Source organism: Janthinobacterium sp. YR213 (assembly GCF_900099875.1).
Lineage (GTDB): Bacteria > Pseudomonadota > Gammaproteobacteria > Burkholderiales > Burkholderiaceae_D > Janthinobacterium > Janthinobacterium lividum.
Window position 1 is genome coordinate 855,248 of record NZ_FNDA01000002.1, and the last position, 19,173, is coordinate 874,420.

Genomic DNA, 19,173 nt, shown 5'->3' on the forward strand with positions numbered 1-19,173 from the left:
TTTACACGCGCTCTGCCGCCTCGACGGTATTCATCAATAACATCGTGATGGTCATCGGCCCCACGCCACCCGGCACAGGCGTGATGTGCGACGCGACGTCTTTCACTCCGGCAAAATCCACGTCGCCGCACAGCTTGCCGTCATCGTCGCGGTTCATGCCCACGTCGATGACGATGGCGCCCGGCTTGACCATGTCGGCCGTCAGGGTGTTGCGGCGGCCGACGGCGGCCACGACCACGTCCGCTTGGCGTGTGTACAGGCCCAGGTCCGGTGTCGCACTATGGCAGATGGTGACGGTAGCGTTCGCTTGCAAGAGCAGCAGGGCCATCGGCTTGCCGACGGTGTTGCTGCGGCCGATGACGACGGCGTGCTTGCCGCGCAAGTCCACGCCCGTGCTTTCGATCAGTTTCATGCAGCCATACGGCGTGCAAGGGCGGAAGCCGGGCAAGCCCGTCATCAGTTCGCCGGCGCTCAGGACGGAATAGCCATCCACGTCTTTTGTCGTGGCGATCGCTTCGATGACCTTGTGCGGGTTGATGTGCTTGGGCAAGGGCATCTGCACGAGGATGCCGTGGATGGCCGGGTCGGCATTCAGGCTGGCAATACGTGCCAGCAAGTCCGCTTCGGACAGGTCCGCTTCATATTTTTCCAGCACCGAGTGAAAACCCACGTCGCCGCACGCCTTGACCTTGTTGCGGACATACACCTGGCTGGCCGGGTCTTCGCCGACGAGTATCACGGCCAGGCCGGGCTGGGTGCCCTTGGCCGTGAGGGCGGCGGCGCGCGTGGCGATCTCGCTGCGCAGTTTTTGGGAGAGGGCGATTCCGTCGATCAGTTGTGCTGGCATGGTAGGGAGGCTGAGAGCTGGTGGGAGGGAAAAGTCAGATTATAAAGCCGGGCGGCGCAAAGGGGCGGTTTTGGCTATGCAAAGGCGTAACAACAGCGGGCCGGAGACGCGAGCCTGAGCAAATGCCGATGGCGGCGTTGCGGCTCCTTGCCGTACTGGCGTACTGTCTGTGTCGCCGCGCCTTGCCCTCGACATTTTTCAGGCCCGCTTGGCCCGGCATAAAAGCGGGCCAGAGACGCGAGCCTGAGAAAGTGCCGATGGCGGCGTTGCAGCTCCTTGCCGTACTGGCGTACTGTCTGCGTCGCCGCGCCTTGCCCTCGACATTTTTCAGGCCCGCTTGGCCCGGTATGCCTGTGCGGACGACTGGGGCGTTAATGCGTTTTGCTGGTGTGCTGGTGGCCTAGGGAGCGCAAGGGCCTGCGGTTCTTTTGGCGCCGTTTTTGGCACTTTGATCACCCTAATTTCCGGGCAGAATTTGCGGCAGTGCAGCATAAATTTCATAGGGTGATTTCATGATGTGAAATGCTATATCGTAATTTGAAAAATAGTAAATACGCTGTTAGAATCCCCACACTAAACCGACTTAATAGTAAATAATCAGCGAAATACCGTCCGACAGCGATCCGGAAAATCGGGGTGGGGCGTTCACAAAGGAGACTCAACAGATGTCAGCTCAACTGAACCAGGTAACGACACAGATCGGCACCGACCCGGATATGCAGGAAACCAAGGAGTGGCTGGACGCGCTCGAAGCCGTTCTGGAAAATGAAGGTCCGGAGCGCGCGCATTACCTGATGGAGCGCATGGTTGACCTGGCTCGCCGCCGCGGCGCCCAGATCCCGTTCTCCAGCACCACCGCCTACGTCAATACCATCCCCACCAAGCAAGAAGCACACTGTCCCGGCAACCTGGAATACGAAGAGCGCCTGCGCTCGTGGATGCGCTGGAACGCCATGGCCATGGTCGTCAAGGCCAACCGCGCCGACGGCGACCTGGGCGGCCACTTGTCCTCGTTCGCTTCGCTGGCGAACATGCTGGGCATCGGTTTCAACCATTTCTGGCACGCGCCAACGGCCGACCACGGCGGCGACCTGCTGTACATCCAGGGCCACTCCTCGCCCGGCGTCTACGCGCGCGCCTTCCTCGAAGGACGTTTGACGGAAGAGCAAATGCTGAACTTCCGCAAGGAAGTCGACGGCAAGGGCCTGTCTTCGTACCCGCATCCGAAGCTGATGCCTGACTTCTGGCAGTTCCCGACCGTGTCGATGGGCCTGGGCCCGCACATGGCGATCTACCAGGCGCGCTTCCTGAAATACCTGCACGCACGCGGCATCGCCAAGACCGACAACCGCAAGGTCTGGGCCTTCTGCGGCGACGGCGAGATGGACGAGCCGGAATCGCTGGGCGCGATCGGCCTGGCCGCACGCGACATGCTCGACAACCTGGTCATCGTGGTCAACTGCAACCTGCAGCGCCTGGACGGCCCTGTGCGCGGCAATACCAAGATCATCCAGGAGCTGGAAGGCGAATTCCGCGGCGCCGGCTGGAACGTCGTCAAGGTCATCTGGGGCCCGGGCTGGGACGCACTGCTGGCACAGGACAAGGAAGGCATCTTGCAGCGCGTGATGATGGAAACCGTCGACGGCGAATACCAGAACTACAAGGCGAAAGATGGCGCCTACGTGCGCAAGCACTTCTTCGGCAAGCATCCGAAGCTGCTGGAAATGGTTGCCAACATGACGGACGACGACATCTGGCGCCTGACCCGTGGCGGTCACGATCCGCACAAGATCTACGCGGCATTCAAGATCGCCCAGGAACACAAGGGCCAGCCAACTGTCCTGCTGGTGAAAACCATCAAGGGCTACGGCATGGGCAAGTCCGGCGAAGCGCGCAACACGGCGCACCAGACGAAAAAACTGGACGACGAAGCCATCCGCGAAATGCGCGACCGCTTCTCGCTGCCTATCCCTGACGACAAGCTGGCCGACATCCCGTTCTTCAAGCCGGCCGACGACGCGCCGGAAATGGTCTACCTGCACGAGCGCCGCAAGGCCCTGGGCGGCTACCTGCCGCAGCGCCGCCAGAAGTCGGAAGAAACCCTGCCCGTGCCTGGCCTGGATGCCTTCAAGAACGTGCTGGAAGCGACGCCGGAAGGCCGTGAAATCTCGACCACGCAAGCGTTCGTGCGCGTCATTTCGACCCTGCTGAAAGACCCGAACCTGGGCCAGCGCGTGGTACCTATCCTGGTCGATGAATCGCGTACCTTCGGCATGGAAGGCCTGTTCCGCCAGATCGGCATCTACAACCCGAAAGGCCAGTTGTACGAGCCAGTCGACAAAGACCAGGTCATGTACTACCGCGAAGACAAGGCTGGCCAGATCCTGCAAGAAGGCATCAACGAAGCGGGCGGCATGAGCTCGTGGATCGCCGCGGCGACGTCGTACTCGACCAACGACCGCATCATGATCCCGTTCTACACCTTCTACTCGATGTTCGGCTTCCAGCGCATCGGCGACCAGGTGTGGGCTTCGGCCGACATGCGCGCCCGCGGCTTCCTGATGGGCGGCACGGCTGGCCGTACGACCCTGAACGGCGAAGGCTTGCAGCACGAAGATGGCCACAGCCATATCTTCGCCGCGACCATCCCGACCTGCATGCCGTACGATCCGACCTTCAGCCATGAAGTCGCCGTCATCATCCAGGACGGCCTGCGCCGCATGATCGCCAACCAGGAAGATGTGTTCTACTACATCACGATCATGAACGAGAACTACGCCCAGCCAGGCATCAAGCCAGGCCAGGAAGAAGGCATCCTGAAAGGCATGTACAAGCTGCAGGAAGGCCAGGCTGACGCCAAGCTGCGCGTACAGCTGATCGGTTGCGGCACCATCCTGCGCGAATCGATCTTCGCCGCCGAATTGCTGCAAAACGACTGGGGCGTGGCTGCGGACGTGTGGTCGGCGCCGTCGCTGACCCTGGTGGCCCGCGATGGCCAGGATGCGGAACGCTGGAACATGGTCAACCCGTCGAAAGAGCAGCGCGTGCCGTACGTGACGTCGCTGATGCAGGACACGGACGGCCCGATCGTCGCCACGACCGACTACATGCGCGCGTTTGCAGAACAGATCCGCGCCTTCATGCCGAAGGGCCGCACTTATAAAGTGCTGGGCACCGATGGCTTTGGCCGCTCGGACAGCCGCGCCAAGCTGCGCGAGTTCTTCGAAGTGAACCGTTATTATGTCACCGTGGCCGCGCTCAAATCGCTGGCCGACGAAGGCAAGATCGACGTGTCGGTGGTGGAGCAGGCGATCGCCAAGTACGGCATCGACGCGAACAAACCGAATCCGGTGACCCAGTAATCGTTGTGCGGACCCGATGATGCCAGGGCGGTGCGAAAGTGCCGCCCTGGCGTGTGTGCGGGTCCATCTGACAAATAAAATAACGGAGCAAGCTATGAGCATTGTGGAAGTCAAAGTCCCGGATATCGGCGATTTCAAGGAAGTCGAGATCATTGAACTGATGGTCAAGCCAGGCGACACGGTCAAGGTTGACCAGTCCCTGATCACGGTCGAATCGGACAAGGCCAGCATGGAAATTCCATCGAGCCACGCCGGTGTCGTCAAGGAATTGAAAGTCAACGTGGGCGACAAGATCGCCGAAGGTTCGCTGGTCCTGCTGCTGGAAGTGGCGGATGATGCGTCCGCTACGGCCGCGCCTGCCGCTGCGCCGGCACCCGCCGCTGCTGAAGCTGCACCAGCCGCCGCTCCTGCGGCCGTGCCAGCACCTGCCGCTTCCGGCGCGCCTGCGCTGGTGGAAGTGACCGTGCCTGATATCGGCGACTTCAAGGAAGTCGAAGTCATCGAATTGATGGTCAAGGTGGGCGACAGCATCAAGGTCGACCAGTCGCTGCTGACGGTCGAATCGGACAAGGCCAGCATGGAAATTCCATCGAGCCATGCCGGTATCGTCAAGGAATTGAAAGTCAAGGTCGGCGACAAGGTTGCCAAGGGTTCGCTGGTACTGGTCGTGGAAACGACGGGCGGCGCTGCTCCTGCCGCCGCTCCTGCTCCAGCCGCCCAGGCCGCCGCCGCACCAGCGGCCGCCGTCGCTTCGGCGCCGGCGCCTGCCGCAGCACCTGCTGCCGCACCAGCTCCCGCCGCCGCGCCTGCCGCAAATGGCAAGCTGGCGCACGCGTCGCCATCGATCCGCAAGTTCGCGCGCGAACTGGGCGTGGACCTGGCCCGCGTGGGCGGTTCCGGTCCGAAAGGCCGCATCACCCAGGAAGACGTGCAGAACTTCGTCAAGGGCGTGATGTCGGGCGCCGTCGCCGCGCCAAATGCTCCGGCCGCTGCCAAAGGCGGTTCGGGCGTGGGTCTGGACCTGCTGCCATGGCCGTCGCTGGACTTCAGCAAGTTCGGCACGACCGAATTGCTGCCGCTGTCGCGCATCAAGAAAATCTCGGGTCCGAACCTGCACCGCAACTGGGTCATGATCCCGCACGTCACGCAGTTCGACGAAGCGGACGTGACGGACCTGGAAGCGTTCCGCGTCGACACCAACGCCGCCAATGCGAAGAACAAGGATGCAGCCAAGCTGACCATGCTGGCCTTCGTCATCAAGGCATCCGTCGCCGCGCTGAAGAAATTCCCCGCGTTTAACGCTTCGCTCGACGCCAAGGGCGAAAACCTGATCCTCAAGCAGTACTACAACATCGGCTTCGCGGCCGACACGCCGAATGGCCTGGTGGTACCCGTGATCAAGGGCGCGGACCAGAAGTCGGTTTCGCAGATCGCCCGCGAAATGACGGAACTGTCGCTGCAGGCGCGCGAAGGCAAGCTGAAACCGGCCGACATGCAGGGCGCCAGCTTCACGATTTCGTCCCTGGGCGGCATCGGCGGCACGCACTTCACGCCTATCGTCAATGCGCCGGAAGTGGCGATCCTGGGCCTGTCGAAAGCCTCGATCAAGCCGGTATGGGATGGCAAGGCCTTCCAGCCACGCCTGATGATGGGTACCTCGCTGTCCTACGACCACCGCGTGGTCGATGGCGCGATGGGCGCGCGATTCTCCGTGTACCTCGGCGAAGTCCTGGCCGACATGCGCAAAATTCTGCTGTAAGGAGCGATTGATGAGCACAGTAGAGGTAAAAGTACCGAATATCGGCGACTTCAAGGAAGTCGAAGTCATCGAACTGATGGTCAAGGTCGGCGACACCATCAAGGTGGACCAGTCCCTGATCACGGTCGAATCGGACAAGGCCAGCATGGAGATTCCATCGACCCACGCGGGTGTCGTCAAGGAAGTCAAGGTCAAGGTAGGCGACAAGATCGCCGAAGGCAGCGCGCTGCTGGTGGTGGAAGCAGCTGAAGGTGCGGCTGCTGCCGCTCCTGCGGCGGTTCCTGCACCTGCGGCAGCAGCTCCGGCGGCTGCCTCGGCGGCGGCACCTGCCGCCGTTGCCGCCATCCCGGCCGGCAATTACAGCGGCCAGGTCGACATCGATGTCGACATGATGGTATTGGGCGGTGGTCCTGGCGGCTATTCGGCGGCGTTCCGCGCGGCCGACCTGGGCATGAGCACCGTCATCGTCGAGCGCTACGCCACCCTGGGCGGCGTGTGCCTGAACGTGGGCTGCATCCCGTCGAAGGCGCTGCTGCACGTCGCTTCCGTCATCGATGAAACGGCGCACATGTCCAACACGGGCGTGACGTTTGCCAAGCCGACCATCGATATCGACCAGGTCCGCGCTTACAAGGAAGGCGTGATCAAGAACATGACGGGCGGCCTTGCCGGCATGGCCAAGGCGCGCAAGACGCAAGTCGTCACGGGCGTGGGCCAGTTCCTCTCCGCGAACCATATCGAAGTGACGGCAGGCGACGGTTCGAAAAAAGTCGTGCAGTTCAAGCAAGCCATCATCGCGGCCGGTTCGTCCGTGGTGAAACTGCCATTCGTGCCGGAAGACCCGCGCATCGTCGATTCGACGGGCGCGCTGGAATTGCGCCAGATCCCGAAGCGCATGCTGGTCATCGGCGGCGGCATCATCGGCCTGGAAATGGCGACGGTGTATTCCACCTTCGGCGCGCGCATCGACGTGGTTGAAATGATGGATGGCCTGATGCAGGGCGCGGACCGCGACGCCGTCAAGGTGTGGCAGAAGTTCAACGAGAAGCGCTTCGACAACATCATGACCAAGACCAAGACGGTGGCCGTCGAGGCGCTGCCGGAAGGCATCAAGGTCACGTTCGAAGCAGCCGAAGCGGGTGCCACGGCACCGGCGCCGCAAGTCTACGACCTGGTGCTCGTCGCCGTGGGCCGCAGCCCGAACGGCAAGAAGATTGCCGCCGACAAGGCCGGCGTGCAGGTGACGGACCGCGGCTTCATCAACGTCGACAGCCAGATGCGCACCAACGTGCCGAACATCTTCGCCATCGGCGACCTGGTGGGCCAGCCGATGCTGGCGCACAAGGCCGTGCATGAAGGCCACGTGGCAGCGGAAGCTGCTGCCGGCCAGAAGTCGCACTTCGACGTCAAGGTGATCCCGTCGGTCGCCTACACGGATCCGGAAGTGGCATGGGCCGGCATTACGGAAGACGAAGCGAAAGCCAAGGGCATCAAGGTCGAGAAGGGCCACTTCCCTTGGGCTGCTTCCGGCCGCGCCGTGGCCAATGGCCGCGCCGAAGGCTTCACCAAGCTGCTGTTCGACGCGGAAACGCACCGCATCATCGGCGGCACCATCGTCGGCACGCATGCGGGCGACATGATCGGTGAAATCGCGCTGGCCATCGAAATGGGTTGCGACGGCACCGACATCGGCAAGACCATCCACCCGCATCCAACCCTGGGCGAGTCGATCGGGATGGCTGCGGAAGTGTACGAAGGCGTGTGCACGGACTTGCCGCCGCCGCGCAAGCGCTGATAAAAAGTTAACTTTCAGTATAAAAAACCGGGACATGTTCCCGGTTTTTTTATTTCCCTTGACCTGCGGCATAGTAAAACGTGGCCCAGCGGTGTCTTGTGAAAATTGGTGAGTATTGCCGTGTGGAAAAAGTGGCAGAATGGAGGTCTGTAACCATGTTTTGCTTTTGCTTTTGCTTCAACGGAAGCGTGTGATTTTTCCAGGAATGTTGCCAGCGTGGGATACGGTCAAATTCCGCTGTACTGAGAGAGTTTTGCAACGATGAAAAAATTTACCGCCCTTCATATTGCCGATGTCCGTTTGCGCCGGGCCGATGAGCAAGAGCAAGCCGTGATGCTGCATGCCTTGTACCAGGATGTGGCTGCTATCCTGGCGGCAGGCAAGAAGATCGATGCGATTTTCTTCACGGGCCAGCTGGTGGCGCTGGACGCCTGTGCCGATACGACGCCCGTGTATGTCTACGAATATTTCCTGCGCCCCTTGCTGCAGGCGGCCAGCTTGCCCGGCGCGCGTTTCTACCTGGTGCCGGGCAGCCGCGTGCAGGGTGTCGCGGCTGCGGCGCTGGGCAATGCCGGCTTCAGCTTTTTCTCTGCCGACGAGCACGCCAGCGCCGAGCAGCGCGCGTACTACAAGAATATCCACGCCGTGTTCCATGGCCACCAGCATACGGGCGATGCCAGTTCGCTGATGAAGTCGCTGGGAATCCTGTTCAAGAGCAATCCCGGCAGCCTGTACAGTGCGCAGGGCCAGATGGCGGCCTTTGCCGTGCTCGAGTTCGGCACGGGCGCGGCCGATGGCGGCGCGGCTGGCACGCAGTGGACGGTGTCCCTGCGCGAGTTCGATGACGTGAGCAAGAACTTCGCCCTGTCGGTGCTGTACACGCCGAATGGCCAGGAAACGGGGCAGATGGATGCCGAGTATGTGTTTGCCACCTTGCTGCCGCAGCTGGCAGGCGAGCGCGCTTATCTCGATGGCTTGCTGGGCAAGGCAGGCGTGCAGCAGCGCGTGGGCGCCGGCGTGGCTGCCGATGCGCGCGAATTCCTGATCGAACTGGCGTTCGTGATGTTCGAAGCCAAGACCTCCTTCCTCAGCGAGGCGGAACTGGAGCGTTTTGCCAGCGACTATTGTGGCGTGAAGGGCTGGAGCATGGCGGCCGGGGATTGGCTGGCGCCGCTGTATGCGCATGGCTTGCTGTTGCGGGCCGATGGCCAGGTGGCGTTTTCCTTCGATTATTTCCGCACGTATTTCCTGGCGCAGCGCTTTGAAACCTCGTTCGACCTGATGCGCTATGGCCCGGATCGCTACGATGGAAGTGAGTCTTCACTCAGTCTTGATGGCGCGTCGGCGGCCCAGCCTTTCCTGCGGGCGCTGGGCTTGAGCGATGCACGCGCCGAAGCGGCGCTGCCGGAAGATTGCAGCCGCCCTGGCTGAATTCCCCGGCCAGCCATCCCGCGTCAGTCCGCCAGCGGCTGGCGCAGGGTGCCACGCAGGAACAGGTCGAGACTGACCGCCACCTTGGCGCGCAATTGCGCCACATCCGGTTGTGCCTGTGGCGGAAACAGCAGGCGCGACATCTGGTCGCCCAGCAGGCAATTGAGCAGGTGCAGCGACAGCATGCCAGCCGTCAGCTCCGCGCGAAACAGGGGCGCGATGTCGGGGCGGCTGAAAAACCGGGTCAGCATCTCGCGCGTCTGTCCCGGCCCCACCTTGTAAAACGTTTCCGCCAGTTCCGGGTGCGTGGCCGCTTCCGCCACCACCATGCGATTGAGGCGGATGGCCGCCGGCATGGTGACGAGCTGCACGAACAGCAGGCCGAATTCGCCCAGGATGGTGGGCAGGGGCCGCATATCCGTTTCCAGCGCCGGCATGGTCGAGAAGTAGGCGGCGCGGCGCAATTCCACCACGGCATTGAACAAGCCGGACTTGCCGCCAAACTTCACATAAATCGTGCGCACGGCCACATGGGCTTCGCGGGCGATCATTTCCAGGCTTACCTTCCCATACCCCTTTTCCAGAAACAGGCAGCCTGCCGTGTGCAGCAGGTTTTCCATGCGCGCTTCCATGTCGGCCGCGCGCGGCCGGCCGGCTGGCTTGCCGCAGCAGGAAAGCTCCTGGGCGTCGTCGGATTCTTTATCGGTAGGCAAGGTATCGCTGAGGCCGGGATCGGACATGGTCTGGGTCTCTTTATAAGGTGGAAGGTAAGTGATGGCTCACACTGTAGTGCAAATTAAAATGAAATGCAATCGTTTCATTTCTTGACTTTGGCTTTTCTTTGCCCAATAATGAACATACATCATTTCATTTCCGGAGCAAGTATGTCCAACCAGCCAGGCCAGGCAGAGCACAAGGTGCTGAGTGCCGTCCCACCCGCGGCCCCTGCCGCACCTTCCGCGCCCGCCGCTTCCGCCAGCTCCGCACCACCTAACAATCGCGTGAAAATCATCGCCGGCCTGATCGTCCTGGTCGCCCTGGGCGCTGGCGCCCGCATGTGGTACCGCAGCCACTATTTCGTGGAAACGGAAAACGCCTACGTGGCCGGCCACGTGCATCCCGTCTCGGCGCGCATTTCCGGCGTCGTCACCAAGGTCTTCATCGACGACAATCAAATGGTGAAAGAGGGCGACGTGATCGCCGAACTCGACCCGTTCGACCAGCGCGTGAAAACCGAGCAGATCGCCGCGCAGATCGCCAGCGCCGAGCAGCAAGTGCTGCAGGCCGATGCGCAGATCGCGCAAGTGCAGGCGCAAGCCAGCGGCGCCCAGGCGCAAGTGGCGCAAGCGGATGCGCAACTGCTGCGCGCAAAACAGGATGCGGACCGTTATGGCCAGCTGTACACGAGCCAGATGAAAGCCGTATCGAAAGCGGAACTCGACGCGGCCAACGCGGCCCGCTCGAGCGCCGTGGCCGACCTGGCCGCCCGCCGCGACAGCGCTTCGGCCGCCAAGGCGCAGATTGGCGCGGCGCAAGCTGCGCGCGACGTGGCCAAGGCACAAGTGGCCGTGCTGCGCGTGCAATTGAAGGACGCGGAACAACAGCTGCAATACAACCGCATCCTGGCCCCCGTCGCCGGCCGCATCGGCAAGCGCAACGTGGAAACGGGCATGCGCGTGCAGCCGGGCCAGCAACTGACGGCCATCGTGCAGGACAACGTCTGGGTCACCGCCAACTTCAAGGAAACGCAGTTGGCCGACCTGCACCGAGGCCAGAGCGTGCACGTGACCATCGACGCCATGCCGGGCAAGAAACTGGTGGGTACCGTGGACAGCTTCGCCCCTGCCTCGGGCGCGCAATTTGCCCTGCTGCCGGCCGATAACGCCACCGGCAACTTCACCAAGATCGTCCAGCGCGTGCCCGTGAAAATCGTCTTCCAGCCGGAAGACATCAAGGCCATGAATGGCCGCCTGGTGCCGGGCATGTCGGTGATCGCCGAAGTGGAAGTGAACCAGCCTGAAACGCAGCCGGCTGCGCGCCATGCCGCCGCTCCCGCTGCCCAGACTGCCACCCGCTAAGCTTCCATGAGCAGCCCCTCCACCACGCTGGCGAAGCCGCCAGCGTTTCCCGTGATCGACGAGAAAGTCTCCGGGCGCACCTGGCTGGCGGTCGCCGCCGGCATGCTGGGCGCCTTCATGGCGGTGCTCGACATCCAGATCACCAACTCCTCGCTCAAGGATATCCTTGGCTCGCTGTCGGCCACCCAGGAAGAGGGCTCGTGGATTTCCACGGCCTACCTGGTGGCGGAAATCATCGTCATTCCCCTCACCGCGCTGCTGGCGCGCGTGTTCGGACTGCGTACCTACATGATCGGCACCACCGCTTTCTTCCTGCTGTTCTCCACCTTGTGCGGGGCGGCCTGGAACCTGGAAAGCATGATCGTCTTCCGCATGCTGCAGGGGTTCACCGGCGGCGCCCTGATTCCGATGGCGTTTACCCTGGTGATGCTCAAGCTGCCGCCGTCGAAGCGCGCCGTCGGCATGGCCATCTTTGGCTTGACGGCGACCCTGGCGCCGGCCATGGGACCGACCCTGGGCGGATACCTCTCCGAGCTGTATGGCTGGCCATCGATCTTTTACATCAACTGGGTGCCCGGCGTGCTGCTGATCGTCGGCATGATCTATGGCCTGGACAAGGAGCCGCTGCAACTGAAGCTGTTCTGGAAGGCCGACTGGCTGGGCATCTTCTTCATGGCCCTGGGCCTCGGTTGCCTGACCATCTTCCTGGAAGAGGGCAATTCGAAGGACTGGTTCGACTCGGGTTTCATCATCGCCTTTGCCGCGCTGGCCCTGACGGGCATCCTGGGCTGGGTCGTCACCAGCGCCACGCGCGCCGAACCGTTCGTCAACCTGGCGCTGTACGGCCAGCGCAATTTCCTGGTCGCCACCGTGCTGTCGGCCGTGACGGGCATGGGCCTGTACGGCTCGGCCTTTTTGCTGCCGCTGTTCCTGGGCCAGATCGCCGGCTACTCGCCGATGCAGATCGGTGAAGTCATCATGTGGGTGGGCTTGCCGCAGCTGTTCATCATGCCCTTCGTCGCCAAGCTGTCGTCGACGGTGGATAACCGCATCCTGTGTTCGATCGGCCTGCTGCTGTTTGGCGGCTCGTGCATGATGAATGCCTACATGGACGCTTCCACCGGCTACGACCAGCTGCTGTGGTCGCAGGTGGTGCGCGCGCTGGGCCAGCCCTTCGTCATGCTGACCCTGTCGAACTTCGCCATGAAGGGCATTGCGCCGAAGGACATGGCATCCGCTTCGAGCCTGTTCAACATGACGCGCAACCTCGGCGGCTCGATCGGCATCGCCCTGCTGGCCACGGCCCTGAGCACTCGCGAGCACTTCCACTCGCAGCGCCTGGGTGAAGCGATCAATGCCTATTCCAGCGCCACGCAGCTGCGCATCGACCAACTGACGTCCTCGTTCATGGCCAAGGGCTATGACGCCGTCACGGCCGGCAACCAGGCCTTGCAGGCGATCGATGGCATCGTGCGCCGCGAAGCGTATGTGATGGCCTATAACGACGGCTTCTTCCTGATCGGCGCCATCCTGCTGGCCTGCATCGTGCCCCTGTGGCTGGCCGACAAACTCAAAGCCCCCGGTGGCGGTGGCGGCGGTCATTGACCGCGTACGCAAACACCTCAAGAACAAGAAGGTACACATCATGAACACAGTTATGACCAAAATCGCCGCAGCCGCCTCGCTGGCCGTCCTGCTTGCCGCCTGCGGCACCGTGGGCCAGGATTTCAAGGCGCCCGCCAATCTGGCCGGCATCGACACGGCCACGTTCCGCCATGGCGCGGGTAGCGCGGACGCCGCGCAATTGCCGGCCGAATGGTGGAACGTGTTCGGCGACGACACCCTGAACCGGCTGGAACAAGCCGCGCTGCGCGACAACCCGAGCGTGAAAGCGGCTGGCGAGCGATTGCTGCAGGCGCTGGCGCAAAGCGGCACGGCGCGTGCGAACCAGGGGCCGAGCGTGAACGTCAGCACGGGCATCTCGAATTCGCGCACCTCGGCCAACACCTCGCAGGGCCTGGCCCTGGGCAACCGCTCCATCAGCGGCAACAATTTTTCCGTGGGTGGCACGCTTTCGTACGAAGTGGACTTGCTGGGGCGTGTCAAGCGCATGGTCGAAGCGGCCGATTCGCAGGCGCTGGCGGCGCAGGCGGACCGCGACGGCGTGCTGCTGATGCTGTCGGCGCAAGTGGCCAGCAACTATTGGCAGCTGCGCGGCCTCGATGCGGAAATGGCCATTTTGAATGGCGCGCTCGATACGCGCCGCGAATCGGCGCAACTGGTCGAGGCGCGCTTCAACGCGGGCCTGACGAATGAGCTGGACCTGGCGCGCGCGAAAGTCGAACTGTCGAACGCGCAGGCCGACCTGCATGAAGTCAAGCGCCAGCGCAACCAGCTGGAAAACAGCCTGGCCACCCTGACGGGCAAGCCGCCGTCGGCGCTGCAATTGCCGGTCGCCGCCGATCCATCCATCTTGCCGCTGCCGCCAGGTATCCCTGTCGGCCTGCCAGCCAGCCTGCTGGCGCACCGTCCTGACCTGGTTTCCAGCGTGGCGGGCCTGCGCGCGGCGAATGCGCAAGTAGGCGTGGCCGAAGGCGCGTTTTATCCGACGCTGCAATTGACGGGCAATTTCGGCTACGCCTCCGAAAAGCTGCGCGACCTGGCGCAGGGCGGTTCGCGCCAGTTCAGCTTTGGTCCGCTGGCCCTGTCCCTGCCGATCTTCGACGGTGGCCGCAACCAGGCCAACCTGGAGTTGAGCAAGGCGCGCTATGCGGAAGCCGTGGCGAATCATGAAACCAAGCTCCTGACGGCCTTGCGCGAAGTGGAAGATGCGCTGTCCGACGTGGAGCAGCGCCAGTTGCAGGGCGACGCCCAGGCCCTGTCGCAGGCAGCGGCGGCGCGCGCCTACCTGGTGGCGCGCACGCGCTACGAGCGCGGTATCTCGACCTACCTGGACGTGACGGACGCGCAGCGCAGTTCGCTGGCAGCGGACCGCGCCGCCGCGCAGATCAAGACCCAGCGCCTGCTGGCGACCGTCGCCGTGGCCCGCTCTTTAGGTGCCGGCTGGCAGCATTGAAGGACACCAGATAAAACCTACTGCGCGTCGCGCTTTGCGGCCGGCGATGCTCACCGTACTAAAGTACGGTTGCGCTTCTCGGCCACAAATCACTGCCGCTCGCTACGGTTTTCTCAGGTGTCGCAATGTCAACCATGAGCAAAAAATGGTAAGTCAATTCAACTAGTTACGTGAGCGTGGCCGGCGGCGGTGTCGCCGCCGGCCCGTAGCGTTCCAGCAGAAAATCGATGAAGGTCGTCAGTTTCGGCGTAGGCTGGCGGTCGCGCGCATACACGAGGTGCATGGGGCGCGGCGCCGGCACGTAGTCGGCCAGCAGCGGCACCAGCCTGCCGGCGGCGATATCGCCGGCCATCAGGATCTCCGCCTGCATGACGATGCCGAAGCCGTGCAGGGCCGCTACGCGCAGCGCCTGCCCATTGTTCGAGCGGAAGCGGCTCTCGCGCACGGGGCTGCCATCGTCGTCGCCGCTCCTGGCCAGGCGCCAGCGTACATGGCGCGTCCATTGCATGAAGTCCAGGCATTCGTGGCGCGCCAGGTCGGCCGGCGTGCGCGGCGTGCCGTGTCTGGCCAGGTAGGCGGGCGCGGCGCACATCACCATGGCATACGGCCGCAGCGCGCGCGCCACCATGGCGGAATCTTCCAGCTTGCCGATGCGGATGGCCGCATCGAATCCTTCTTCCACCAGGTCCACCGTCCTGTCGTTCAGGTTCAATTCCAGGCTCACTTCCGGATAGGCATCGAGGTAGTCGGCCAGCAGCGGCGCGATGCACTCGCTGCCGAAGGACACGGGCGCCGTGATCTTCAGCTTGCCGCGCGGCGCCGTGCGCATGGCTTCCGCGCCCCGTTCGGCCGCATGGATGCTGCCCAAAATCTGGCGGCACTGCTCCACATACTGCTGGCCGATTTCCGTCAGGCTTTGCCGCCGCGTGGTGCGCGCCAGCAGCCGCGTGCCCAGCCGCTCTTCCAGGTATTTGATGTGCTTGCCCACCATCACGGGCGAGATCTGGAACGCCTCGGCGGCAGCCGTGAAACTGCCCGCATCGACGACGGCGACAAAAATCTCCATGCTGCGCAATTTATCCATGGCGCCTTGATTGCAAACTGTAGATTAGTAATCTTGTAAATTCTAGCGTATTTATTCCTTTTTGTAAGCGGCGCATACTGGCTCCATCGTTCAACCCACACAAGGAAGCATCATGAAAATCGTTATCATCGGCGCCAGCGGCACCATCGGCACGGCCGTCGCCGCCCAACTGGCGCAACGCCATGAAATCATCGAAGTGGGCAGCCGCAGCGGCACGCACCAGGCCGACATGGGCGACATCGCGCAAGTGCGCGCCCTGTTCAAGCGCATCGGCAAGGTCGATGCCGTCGTCGTCACGGCCGGCAAGCTGCATTTCGGCCCCCTGGCCGAATTCACGCCCGAGCAGTTCCAGCTGGGCCTGGACAGCAAGCTGATGGGCCAGGTCAACGTGGCGCTGGTGGCGCAGGAATACCTGAACGACGGCGGCTCGATCACCCTCACGAGCGGCATCGTGGCCGAGCAGCCGATCCGCTTCGGCACGGCCGCCACCATGACCAACGCGGCCGTGGAAGGTTTCGTGCGGGGCGCCGCCATCGAGTTGCCGCGCGGCGTGCGCATCAATGTCGTCAGCCCCACGGTGCTGGAGGAGTCGCTGGAGTCGTATGGCCCCTTCTTCTACGGCTTCGAACCGGTCGCCGCCAGCCGCGTGGCGCTCGCTTACAGCCGCAGCGTGGAAGGGGCGCAGACGGGGCAGGTGTACAAGGTCTGGTAAGCCGCTTGCCATGCCATGGGGCAGGTGGGACAATCGCAGGCTGAACAAGGAAGCGGCCGCGCCGTGATGGTGCGGGGCGCTTGCTTGCTGTGAACCACACACCGAGGCCCCATGAAAAACATCCTGATTCCCCTGCTGATGGCCGCCGCCGTCGGCAGCGCCTGCGCCGCAACGCAAGCGGCCGCACCCGCATCCCCGGCCACCGCCGCGCAACTGACCGCCATGAGCGCGCGTTATGCGCCCGTCGCGCTGACGGCCGATGTCGCGCACCTGTCCGCAGGCGACCGTCAGGCCATCGCCAAGCTGGTCGAAGCGGCCAAGCTGGTCGACGTGCTGCAGCTGCGCCAGCGCTGGTCCGGCAATGAAGCGCTGTGGGCAGCCCTGAAGAAAGACAAGTCGGCCCTGGGCCAGGCCCGTTTGAACTATTTTTGGATTAACAAGGGGCCTTGGTCGGTGCTCGACGCCCATGCCTCGTTCATGCCTGCCAGCTATGCCGGCATCGCCATTCCCGCGCACAAGCCGGAAGCGGGCAACTTCTATCCGCAGGGCGCCACCAAGGCCAGCCTGGAAACGTGGATGAACGGCTTGCCGGCGGACGACAAGCAGCAGGCGCAATGGTTCTTCACGACGATTCGCGCAGGCAAGGATGGCACCTATAAGACCGTCAAGTATTCGGATGAATACAAGGTGGAACTGAAGCAACTGGCCAAGCTGCTCGACGAGGCGGCCGCCGCCACGGACAACGCATCGCTGAAGAAATTCCTGACCTTGCGCGCCAAGGCTTTCCTCGACAACGACTATCTGCCGTCCGACTTCGCCTGGATGGACCTCGATTCGCCCGTCGACATCACCATCGGCCCCTACGAAACGTACAACGACGAATTGTTCGGCTACAAGGCCGCGTTCGAAGCTTACGTGAACATCCGCGACCAGGGGGAAACGCAAAAGCTGAACTTTTTCGCCAGGCACATGCAGGAGCTGGAAGACAACCTGCCGCTCGACGCCCAGTACCGCAACCCGAAAGTGGGCGCGCTGGCGCCGATGGTGGTGGTCAACCAGGTATATGGCGCCGGCGACGGCAACATGGCCGTGCAGACGGCCGCCTACAACTTGCCGAACGATGAGCGCATCATCAGCGCGCGCGGCTCCAAGCGCGTGATGTTGAAGAATGTGCAGGAAGCCAAGTTCAAGGCCACCCTGACGCCGATCTCGAAACTGGTGCTCACGCCCGAGGCGCAGCAGGACGTCGATTTCAATTCCTTCTTCACGCACATCCTCGCGCATGAAATCATGCACGGCCTGGGTCCGCATGCGACCGTGGTCGACGGCAAGCCATCGACACCGCGCCAGGACTTGAAGGAAGCCTATTCGACCATCGAGGAAGCCAAGGCCGACATCACGGGTCTGTTCGCGCTGCGCTACATGATGGACAAGGGGCAACTGAACGATACCCTGGGCCAGGGCGACATGGCCGAGCGCAAGCTGTACAACACTTTCCTTGCCTCCGGTTTCCGCACCCTGCATTTCGGCTTGACGGATTCGCATGCGCGCGGCATGGCCATCCAGATGAATTACATCCTCGACAAGGGCGGCTTTGTGTCCCTGGGCGACGGCAAGTTCGGCGTCGATTTTGGCAAGATCAAACAGGCCGTGATCGACCTGGACCGTGAATTCTTGACCATCGAGGCGACGGGCGACTATGCGCGCGCGAAAGACCTGATGACCAAGTACGTGGTGATCCGCCCCGAAGTGCAGGTGGCGCTCGACAAGATGAAGGCCGTGCCCAACGATATCCGCCCGGAATTCGTCACGGCCCGCGCGCTGGACAAGGCGGCGAAGAAATAAGCTGACCTTGATTATTATCAGTGTGAAAAGCCGGTGCCTCTGCGCCGGTTTTTTTTGGCTATGTCACCGTCAGATGTGGGAATGCTCCCAGCGTTGCTTTCAATAACGTTTCTGGTGAACGGATGCGCCTGGCGTCGAGTACCCAGCGCCATCCCAGGTAGTTCGGCAGGTAGCGCGTCGCCACGCCGTGAAAGGGACCTAGCCATTGCCGCAAGCGGCTGTGATACGCATTGACGTTCTGTACGTGGGCGGCACCCTGCACACGGATGCCGGCGCGCAAGTTGACGGCCTGGTGGCTGATGCCCGCCTCCCTGGCAAACGCCCGGTAGGCGGCATGGCCATCCGTTACCAGCAGAACATCCTTGTCGATGACGGGCAACAAATAACGGTGCAGCTGCGCCTTCGTCAGCCCCCCTTTGCCTGTGACGAAATCCAGGGTCTGGCCTGTGCGGTCGCGTGCCACCAGGATACAGACCTGTTCATTGGAAATGCCGCGTTGGCGGGCACGTCCGCCCCGGCGGCGGGCCGGACGCGTCATCTGCCTGGATCCCTTTTCCGATTCCAGTACATACAGCTCATCGGCCTCGGCAATGCCATGCAGACCGTGCGGCCGGTCTGTCCTGGCTACGCTGAGAAAGCGGTGGCGCCAGCGAAAAGTGGTGTTGCGGTGCAACCCCAGCTGCTGAGCGGCCTGGCGCACCGATCTGGAATTCAGCAGGCAATCGGCATACTCGAGCCACAGCGCCTTGTGGCGCAAGCGGGCCAGCGGCGTGCCCGTCAAGGCATTGAAGGTGCGCCCGCAAGGCACGCAGCGGTAGCGTTGCAGGCCGTGCGCATGGCCATGCCGGTGCAGGCGAGACGAGTGGCAGGCGGGACAGGCCAAGCGCGGCTGCGCCACACTTTCCAGCAGCGCGATAGTCGTGTCGGGTGGCGCGTTGCCACGCAGCAGGAGCATTCCTGCTTGCCGCTGGCGCCGGTTCAATCGCGCAAACTGCGCGATAAAGCTGATCCATTCGGCTGCCTGCATGAGCTGCTCCCTGCATGGTGACTATGCAGAGTCAGACAACACAGCCCAGGAAAGATTCCGGCAGTTCCCCTATTTACCGGTGACAGAGCCTTTTTTTTCGTCTTTATTTATGAAAAGTTGCCAGTTTTTCCTTGTGGAAATATTTTCGCCGCTTACC

13 protein-coding genes are annotated in these 19,173 nt (G+C 62.8%); 9 read left to right on the forward strand and 4 right to left on the reverse strand.

Annotated elements, in window-relative coordinates; translation table 11 throughout:
- Nucleotide 1: 1 nt before the first annotated feature.
- The gene (gene folD / locus BLT98_RS13015; RefSeq protein WP_034786559.1) at nucleotides 2-847 is read right to left on the reverse strand and encodes a bifunctional methylenetetrahydrofolate dehydrogenase/methenyltetrahydrofolate cyclohydrolase FolD; all 846 of its coding nucleotides are present in this window, start codon (nucleotides 845-847) and stop codon (nucleotides 2-4) included.
- A gap of 665 nt (nucleotides 848-1,512) precedes the next feature.
- On the opposite strand from folD, the gene aceE reads away from it, so the two are divergent.
- The 4 genes from aceE to BLT98_RS13040 all read left to right on the forward strand — a co-directional run bounded on the left by aceE (nucleotide 1,513) and on the right by BLT98_RS13040 (nucleotide 9,194).
- Nucleotides 1,513-4,209 carry a pyruvate dehydrogenase (acetyl-transferring), homodimeric type gene (gene aceE / locus BLT98_RS13025; protein ID WP_034786560.1) on the forward strand — a complete coding sequence of 899 codons (2,697 nt, stop codon included), beginning with the start codon at nucleotides 1,513-1,515 and terminating at the stop codon, nucleotides 4,207-4,209.
- A gap of 94 nt (nucleotides 4,210-4,303) precedes the next feature.
- Nucleotides 4,304-5,968: a dihydrolipoyllysine-residue acetyltransferase gene (gene aceF / locus BLT98_RS13030; protein WP_092608311.1), complete on the forward strand. Its 1,665-nt coding sequence runs from the start codon at nucleotides 4,304-4,306 to the stop codon at nucleotides 5,966-5,968.
- Nucleotides 5,969-5,978: 10 nt separating this feature from the next.
- Nucleotides 5,979-7,763, forward strand: a complete 1,785-nt coding sequence (gene lpdA / locus BLT98_RS13035; RefSeq protein WP_092608314.1) for a dihydrolipoyl dehydrogenase — start codon at nucleotides 5,979-5,981, stop codon at nucleotides 7,761-7,763.
- Nucleotides 7,764-8,024: 261 nt separating this feature from the next.
- Nucleotides 8,025-9,194, forward strand: coding sequence for a hypothetical protein (locus BLT98_RS13040; RefSeq protein ID WP_092608316.1), 1,170 nt, complete (start codon nucleotides 8,025-8,027; stop codon nucleotides 9,192-9,194).
- A gap of 23 nt (nucleotides 9,195-9,217) precedes the next feature.
- Here the strand turns inward: BLT98_RS13040 and BLT98_RS13045 are convergent, their stop codons facing one another.
- Nucleotides 9,218-9,934: a TetR/AcrR family transcriptional regulator gene (locus BLT98_RS13045; protein ID WP_092608319.1), complete on the reverse strand. Its 717-nt coding sequence runs from the start codon at nucleotides 9,932-9,934 to the stop codon at nucleotides 9,218-9,220.
- A gap of 144 nt (nucleotides 9,935-10,078) precedes the next feature.
- Here BLT98_RS13045 and BLT98_RS13050 point away from each other — a divergent pair, with 144 nt between their 5' ends.
- The 3 genes from BLT98_RS13050 to BLT98_RS13060 are packed head-to-tail and all read left to right on the forward strand — an operon-like array spanning nucleotide 10,079 to nucleotide 14,348.
- The gene (locus BLT98_RS13050; protein WP_034786565.1) at nucleotides 10,079-11,272 is read left to right on the forward strand and encodes an HlyD family secretion protein; all 1,194 of its coding nucleotides are present in this window, start codon (nucleotides 10,079-10,081) and stop codon (nucleotides 11,270-11,272) included.
- A 6-nt stretch (nucleotides 11,273-11,278) separates the two neighbouring features.
- Nucleotides 11,279-12,877 carry a DHA2 family efflux MFS transporter permease subunit gene (locus BLT98_RS13055; protein WP_034786566.1) on the forward strand — a complete coding sequence of 533 codons (1,599 nt, stop codon included), beginning with the start codon at nucleotides 11,279-11,281 and terminating at the stop codon, nucleotides 12,875-12,877.
- Nucleotides 12,878-12,917: 40 nt separating this feature from the next.
- Nucleotides 12,918-14,348, forward strand: coding sequence for an efflux transporter outer membrane subunit (locus BLT98_RS13060; protein ID WP_244517476.1), 1,431 nt, complete (start codon nucleotides 12,918-12,920; stop codon nucleotides 14,346-14,348).
- Nucleotides 14,349-14,514: 166 nt separating this feature from the next.
- Here the strand turns inward: BLT98_RS13060 and BLT98_RS13065 are convergent, their stop codons facing one another.
- Nucleotides 14,515-15,432, reverse strand: coding sequence for a LysR family transcriptional regulator (locus BLT98_RS13065; RefSeq protein ID WP_092608322.1), 918 nt, complete (start codon nucleotides 15,430-15,432; stop codon nucleotides 14,515-14,517).
- A 112-nt stretch (nucleotides 15,433-15,544) separates the two neighbouring features.
- Here BLT98_RS13065 and BLT98_RS13070 point away from each other — a divergent pair, with 112 nt between their 5' ends.
- Both BLT98_RS13070 and BLT98_RS13075 read left to right on the forward strand, forming a co-directional pair.
- Nucleotides 15,545-16,144 carry a short chain dehydrogenase gene (locus BLT98_RS13070; protein WP_092608325.1) on the forward strand — a complete coding sequence of 200 codons (600 nt, stop codon included), beginning with the start codon at nucleotides 15,545-15,547 and terminating at the stop codon, nucleotides 16,142-16,144.
- Nucleotides 16,145-16,255: 111 nt separating this feature from the next.
- A complete protein-coding gene (locus tag BLT98_RS13075; RefSeq protein WP_092608328.1) occupies nucleotides 16,256-17,989 on the forward strand; it encodes a dipeptidyl-peptidase 3 family protein in 1,734 nt (577 codons plus the stop codon).
- Nucleotides 17,990-18,047: 58 nt separating this feature from the next.
- Here the strand turns inward: BLT98_RS13075 and BLT98_RS13080 are convergent, their stop codons facing one another.
- Entirely contained in the window at nucleotides 18,048-19,016 is a 969-nt protein-coding gene (locus tag BLT98_RS13080; protein ID WP_092608331.1) for an IS1595 family transposase, read from the reverse strand.
- Nucleotides 19,017-19,173: the final 157 nt, after the last annotated feature.